The organism is Paenirhodobacter sp. (genome assembly GCF_050177655.1).
Taxonomy (GTDB): Bacteria; Pseudomonadota; Alphaproteobacteria; order Rhodobacterales; family Rhodobacteraceae; genus Rhodobacter.
Window position 1 is genome coordinate 1 of sequence record NZ_JBFXGV010000086.1, and the last position, 4970, is coordinate 4970.

Annotated in this window: 4 protein-coding genes; 3 read left to right on the forward strand and 1 reads right to left on the reverse strand. The window is 68.7% G+C overall.

From position 1 onward, the window contains the following. A partial coding sequence (locus AB7U46_RS17425) for an N-6 DNA methylase (RefSeq protein ID WP_428338255.1) occupies window positions 1-583 on the reverse strand: 583 nt, incomplete at its 3' end. 272 nt (window positions 584-855) lie between these two features. Here AB7U46_RS17425 and AB7U46_RS17430 point away from each other — a divergent pair. From AB7U46_RS17430 to AB7U46_RS17440, 3 genes are all read left to right on the forward strand, one after another. Continuing rightward, window positions 856-1155: a FeoA family protein gene (locus AB7U46_RS17430; RefSeq protein ID WP_428338256.1), complete on the forward strand. Its 300-nt coding sequence runs from the start codon at window positions 856-858 to the stop codon at window positions 1153-1155. A gap of 37 nt (window positions 1156-1192) precedes the next feature. After that, a complete protein-coding gene (gene feoB, locus AB7U46_RS17435; RefSeq protein WP_428338257.1) occupies window positions 1193-3067 on the forward strand; it encodes a ferrous iron transporter B in 1875 nt (624 codons plus the stop codon). 134 nt (window positions 3068-3201) lie between these two features. Next, window positions 3202-4728: an acetyl-CoA hydrolase/transferase family protein gene (locus AB7U46_RS17440; protein WP_428338258.1), complete on the forward strand. Its 1527-nt coding sequence runs from the start codon at window positions 3202-3204 to the stop codon at window positions 4726-4728. Window positions 4729-4970 lie beyond the last annotated feature (242 nt).

Genomic DNA, 4970 nt, shown 5'->3' on the forward strand with positions numbered 1-4970 from the left:
CCCATTCCGCGGGCAGAAGACACGCCGCCCGCCCGCCGGGGCGCAGCTGCCCGCAGGCGGCGATCACGAAAAGCGCATAGGCGTTGAGCGGGCCGGCAAGCGGCAGGCCCGTCGCCTCCGCCATCGCCCGGATCCGCGCGCGCAGCCCGTTGCCAGCCCGCGGCCGCAGCCACGGCGGATTGCCGATCACCGCGTCGTAACCCTCTGGTTTCGCGTCGAGAAAATCGCCGAGCCGGAGATCGAGCGCGACCCCTTCAAGCGCGCAGGCCGCCCGCGCGGCCTCGGCGATCGCGGGGTCGATTTCCCATCCGGTGACCGCGACGCCCGGCACCGCCGCCGCCATCGCCCGCGCCAGAACCCCGGTGCCAAGCGCCGGATCGAGCACCCGCGCCGGGCGCGCAGGCGCGATCCAGCCCGCCATCAGCGCGGCGAGATCGGGCGGCGTCAGCACCTGGCCAAGCGCGCGCCGATGCGCCGCGGGGGCGCCCGCGCGCCAGAGCGCGTCGATCTCCTCCGCCGCGCCGCGCGCCGCCCGCGCCGGCGCCCTGCGCGCCGCGCCCCGCCTCTCCGAACCGCCGTCCATCGCCCCTCCGCCTGACGCGGCGATCCTGCGCCGCCCGGCGCGGCGACGCAAGCGGTCCCCATGACCTCCCCCAATGACCTGCCCCTTGTCCTGTCCCCGGCAAAGGTGTTCACTCGCGTCACCCAGATCGCGCCCGATCGCGGCGCATCACATTCCTGACCAAACCGCTCGGATCATTCTTGACCGGAACAGTCGGATAAGCGAGAAGGAGCCATCGGCCAGCAATGTCGCGCAAAGCGCCCGACTCGCCGCCACTGCAGGGGGACGCCGCCATGATGCTCGCACCGCAATCCTTCGACGCCGTCATCGCGCCGCAGGCCGAGCACCACCCGCTCGGGCAGATGAGCAAGGGGTTTTCCGGCCATGTCTTCCGCGTCGCCGCGCTCGACCATTCCGCCGCGCTTCCCGCCGAGGAAATGGAGCGCCGGCTGATCGAGCTGGGCTTCGTCGAGGGGGCCGCGGTGCGGATCCTGCACGAGGGGCTCTTCGGGCGCGACCCGATCGCGGTGCGGGTGAACGGCACCACCGTCGCGCTGCGCCGCCGCGAGGCGATGGCGATCCTGGTCTCCTGATCTTGCCCTCCGAGCCTTCCGCGCCGATAACCCGCCCATGACAGACCCGCAAACATACCGTCTGGCGATCGTCGGACCGCCGAACTGCGGCAAGACCGCGCTGTTCAACGCGCTGACCGGCTCGCGCCAGAAGGTCGGCAACTATTCCGGCGTCACCGTCGAGCGCAAGCTCGGCCATTTCGCCACGCCCGAGGGGCGCGGGATCGACCTGATCGACCTGCCCGGCACCCATAGCTTGCGCGCGCGCAGCCCCGACGAGGCGGTGACGCGCGATGTCGTGCTTGGCCGCCACCCGGGCGAGCCGGCGCCTGACCTCCTGATCGTCGTCGCCGATGCGGTCAGCCCGCGCTCGGGGCTGCGGCTTGCGATGGAACTCGTCGCCACCGGCCAGCCGATGATCTTCGTGCTCAACATGATCGACATCGCCCGTCACCGGAAGATCGCGATCGACGCCCATGCCCTTTCCGAGGAGCTCGGCGTGCCGGTCGTGACCTCGACCGCGGTGCGCAAGGGCGGGCTCGAGGCGCTGCTCGCCCAGCTCGACGCGAGCCTCGCGGATGGCGTGCCCGAGCACGGGCCGAACCTCTGGGCGCCGCCCGATGCCGCCGATCTGCGGCTGAGCCATCGCGCCGCCGACCGGCTGATCGCGCGCGCCGTGACCCTGCCGCCCGAGCATGACACCGTCACCCATCGCATCGACAAGGTGCTGCTGCATCCGGTCTTCGGCCTCCTCTTCCTGCTCGGGCTGCTTTTCGTGATGTTCCAGGCGGTCTTCACCTGGGCCGCGCCGCTGATGGACCTGATCGACGGCGGTTTCGCCGCGCTTGCCGATTTCGTCGCGGCGCATCTGCCCGAGAGCCTGTTGCGCAGCTTCCTGCTCGAGGCGGTGATCGGCGGCGTCGGCGGGGTGCTGATCTTCCTGCCGCAGATCCTGATCCTGTTCCTGTTCATCCTGCTTCTGGAAGACCTCGGCTACATGGCGCGCGCGGCCTTCCTGATGGACCGGATCATGGGCGGCGCGGGGCTGCATGGCCGCGCCTTCATCCCGCTCTTGTCCTCCTTCGCCTGCGCGATCCCCGGCATCATGTCGGCCCGGGTGATCGACAACCGCCGCGACCGGCTCACCACGATCCTCGTCGCGCCGCTGATGACCTGCTCGGCGCGCATCCCGGTCTATACGCTGATCATCTCGGCCTTCATCCCCTCGACGACGGTGCTTGGCATCCTGAACCTGCAAGGGCTTGTGATGTTTGCGCTTTACGGCGCCGGGATCGTCTCGGCACTTGGCGTTTCGGCGGTGGCGAAGTTCCTCTTCTGGCGCCGCGCGCCCTCCCCGCCCTTCATGCTCGACCTGCCCGATTACAAGCTGCCGCGGCCGAAATCGGTGGCGATCGGGCTGATGACGCGTGCAAAGATCTTCCTGCGCCGCGCCGGCACCACGATCTTCGCGATGACGATCGTGATCTGGCTGCTCGCCACCTTCCCGGCGCCGCCCGCCGGCGCGACCGAGCCGCCGATCCTTTACTCCTTCGCCGCGATGATCGGCCATCTGCTCGAACCGATCCTCGCGCCGATCGGCTTCAACTGGCAGATCGCCGTGGCACTGGTGCCGGGCATGGCCGCGCGCGAGATCGCCGTTTCCGGCCTCGCCACCGTCTACGCCGTCTCCGGCGCGGGCGGCGGAGAGGCGGCGCTCGGCTCCCTGCTCGCCGCGCAATGGAGCCTCGCCACCGCGCTCTCGCTGCTCGTGTGGTACATCTTCGCGCCGCAATGCATCTCCACCCTCGCGGTGATCCGGCGCGAGGCGGGCGGCGCGCGCTGGATGTGGCTCTCGCTCGGCTACATGTTCGCGCTGGCCTGGATCGCCTCCTTCCTGACCTATCGCATCGCCGTCGCCCTCGGCGCCGGCTGAGCACAAGCCATGCAATTTCAGTGTCCGCCATGCGCCTGACGCATAGCTGACGCTGCATCTGCGAAATGGACAAAATCGTGCGCGCATGATTGTTTCGCGCGATGGCGGGGCCCCGCCACGTCAGGGAGGACGACATGACGATACGCGCGAAACTCTCCAGCCGAATTCTGCATTCGGGCATGGCCAGCCGGATCATGAGCGCCGAGGATGCGGCCGCGCTGATCGGGCCGGGGGCCACGATCGGCATGTCGGGTTTCACCGGCTCGGGCTATCCGAAGGCGGTGCCGGTGGCGCTCGCCGCGCGGATCGAGGCCTCCCATGCCGCGGGCACCCCGTTCCGCGTGCGCATCCTCACCGGCGCCTCGACCGGGCCCGAGCTCGACGGTGCGCTCGCGCGTGCCGATGGCATCGACTTCCGCCTGCCCTACAACTCCGACCCGCTGCTGCGCGACCGCATCAACCGCGGCGAGATGGACTATGTCGACATGCACCTGAGCCAGGTCGCGCCGATGGTCTGGGAAGGGCTTTACGGCAATCTCGATTTCGCCGTGGTCGAGGTTTCGGGCATCACCGCCGACGGCGCGCTGATCCCCTCCTCCTCGGTCGGCAACAACAAGACCTGGATCGACCGCGCCGACAAGGTGATCCTCGAAGTCAACCGCTGGCAGTCCGAGGCGCTCGACGGGATGCACGACATCTATTACGGCACGCGCCTGCCGCCGGACCGGATGCCGATCCCGCTCACCGCGCCCGACCAGCGCATCGGCGAGCCGCATTTCCGCATCGACATGTCGAAGGTCGTCGCCGTGGTCGAGACCGACAGCCCCGACCGCAACGCCCCCTTCAGCGCGCCCGACGGCACCGCGAAGGCGATCGCCGGCCATCTGATCGACTTCCTCGCCCATGAGGTGAAGATGGGCCGCCTGCCGCGCGCGCTGCTGCCGCTGCAATCGGGCGTGGGCAACGTGCCGAACGCGGTGATGGCCGGGCTGATCGACAGCCCGTTCGAGCCGATGACCGCCTTCACCGAGGTGATCCAGGACGGCATGCTCGACATGATCGACGCGGGCAAGCTGCGCATGGCCTCGGCCACCGCCTTCTCGCTTTCGCCCGAGCGCGCCACCGATCTGAACGCGCGCGCCGAGCATTACCGCACGAAGCTGATCCTGCGCCCGCAGGAGATCTCGAACCACCCCGAACTCGTGCGCCGTCTCGGCTGCATCGCGATGAACGGGCTGATCGAGGCGGATATCTACGGCAACGTCAACTCGACCCATGTGATGGGTTCGAAGATCCAGAACGGCATCGGCGGCTCGGGCGATTTCGCGCGCAACGCCTATATGTCGATCTTCATGACCCCCTCGACCGCGAAGGGCGGCAAGATCTCCGCGATCGTGCCGATGGCCTCGCACACCGACCACATCAGCCAGGATGTGCAGGTGATCGTGACCGAGCAGGGCCTCGCCGATCTGCGCGGCCTCGCACCGCGCAAGCGCGCCGAGAAGATCATCGCGAATTGCGCCCATCCCGACTACCGCCCGATGCTCGAGGACTATTTCGCGCGCGCCCGCCGCGAGAGCTTCGGCCAGCATGCGCCGCATCTGCTGACCGAGGCGCTGAGCTGGCATCAGCGCTTCGTCGAGACCGGATCGATGAAGTGACGCGGGCGCGATAACCGCATCATATCAAGGCATTGCGGGCGGTTCTTCATGTATCACATGAAGAACCGCCCGTTTCCTTTGCGTGATTGCCGACGGGTCTCACCGCCGCTACTCTGACGCCAGTATTGGAGTTGCGCATGTCGGATGGTTTTGAGGTTCTGGGTATTCTGCTGGCGGTCGTCTATGGCGCGCTGATCGTGATCGGGCTGCCGATCCTGGTCTTCACACTGCCCGCGTTGCGC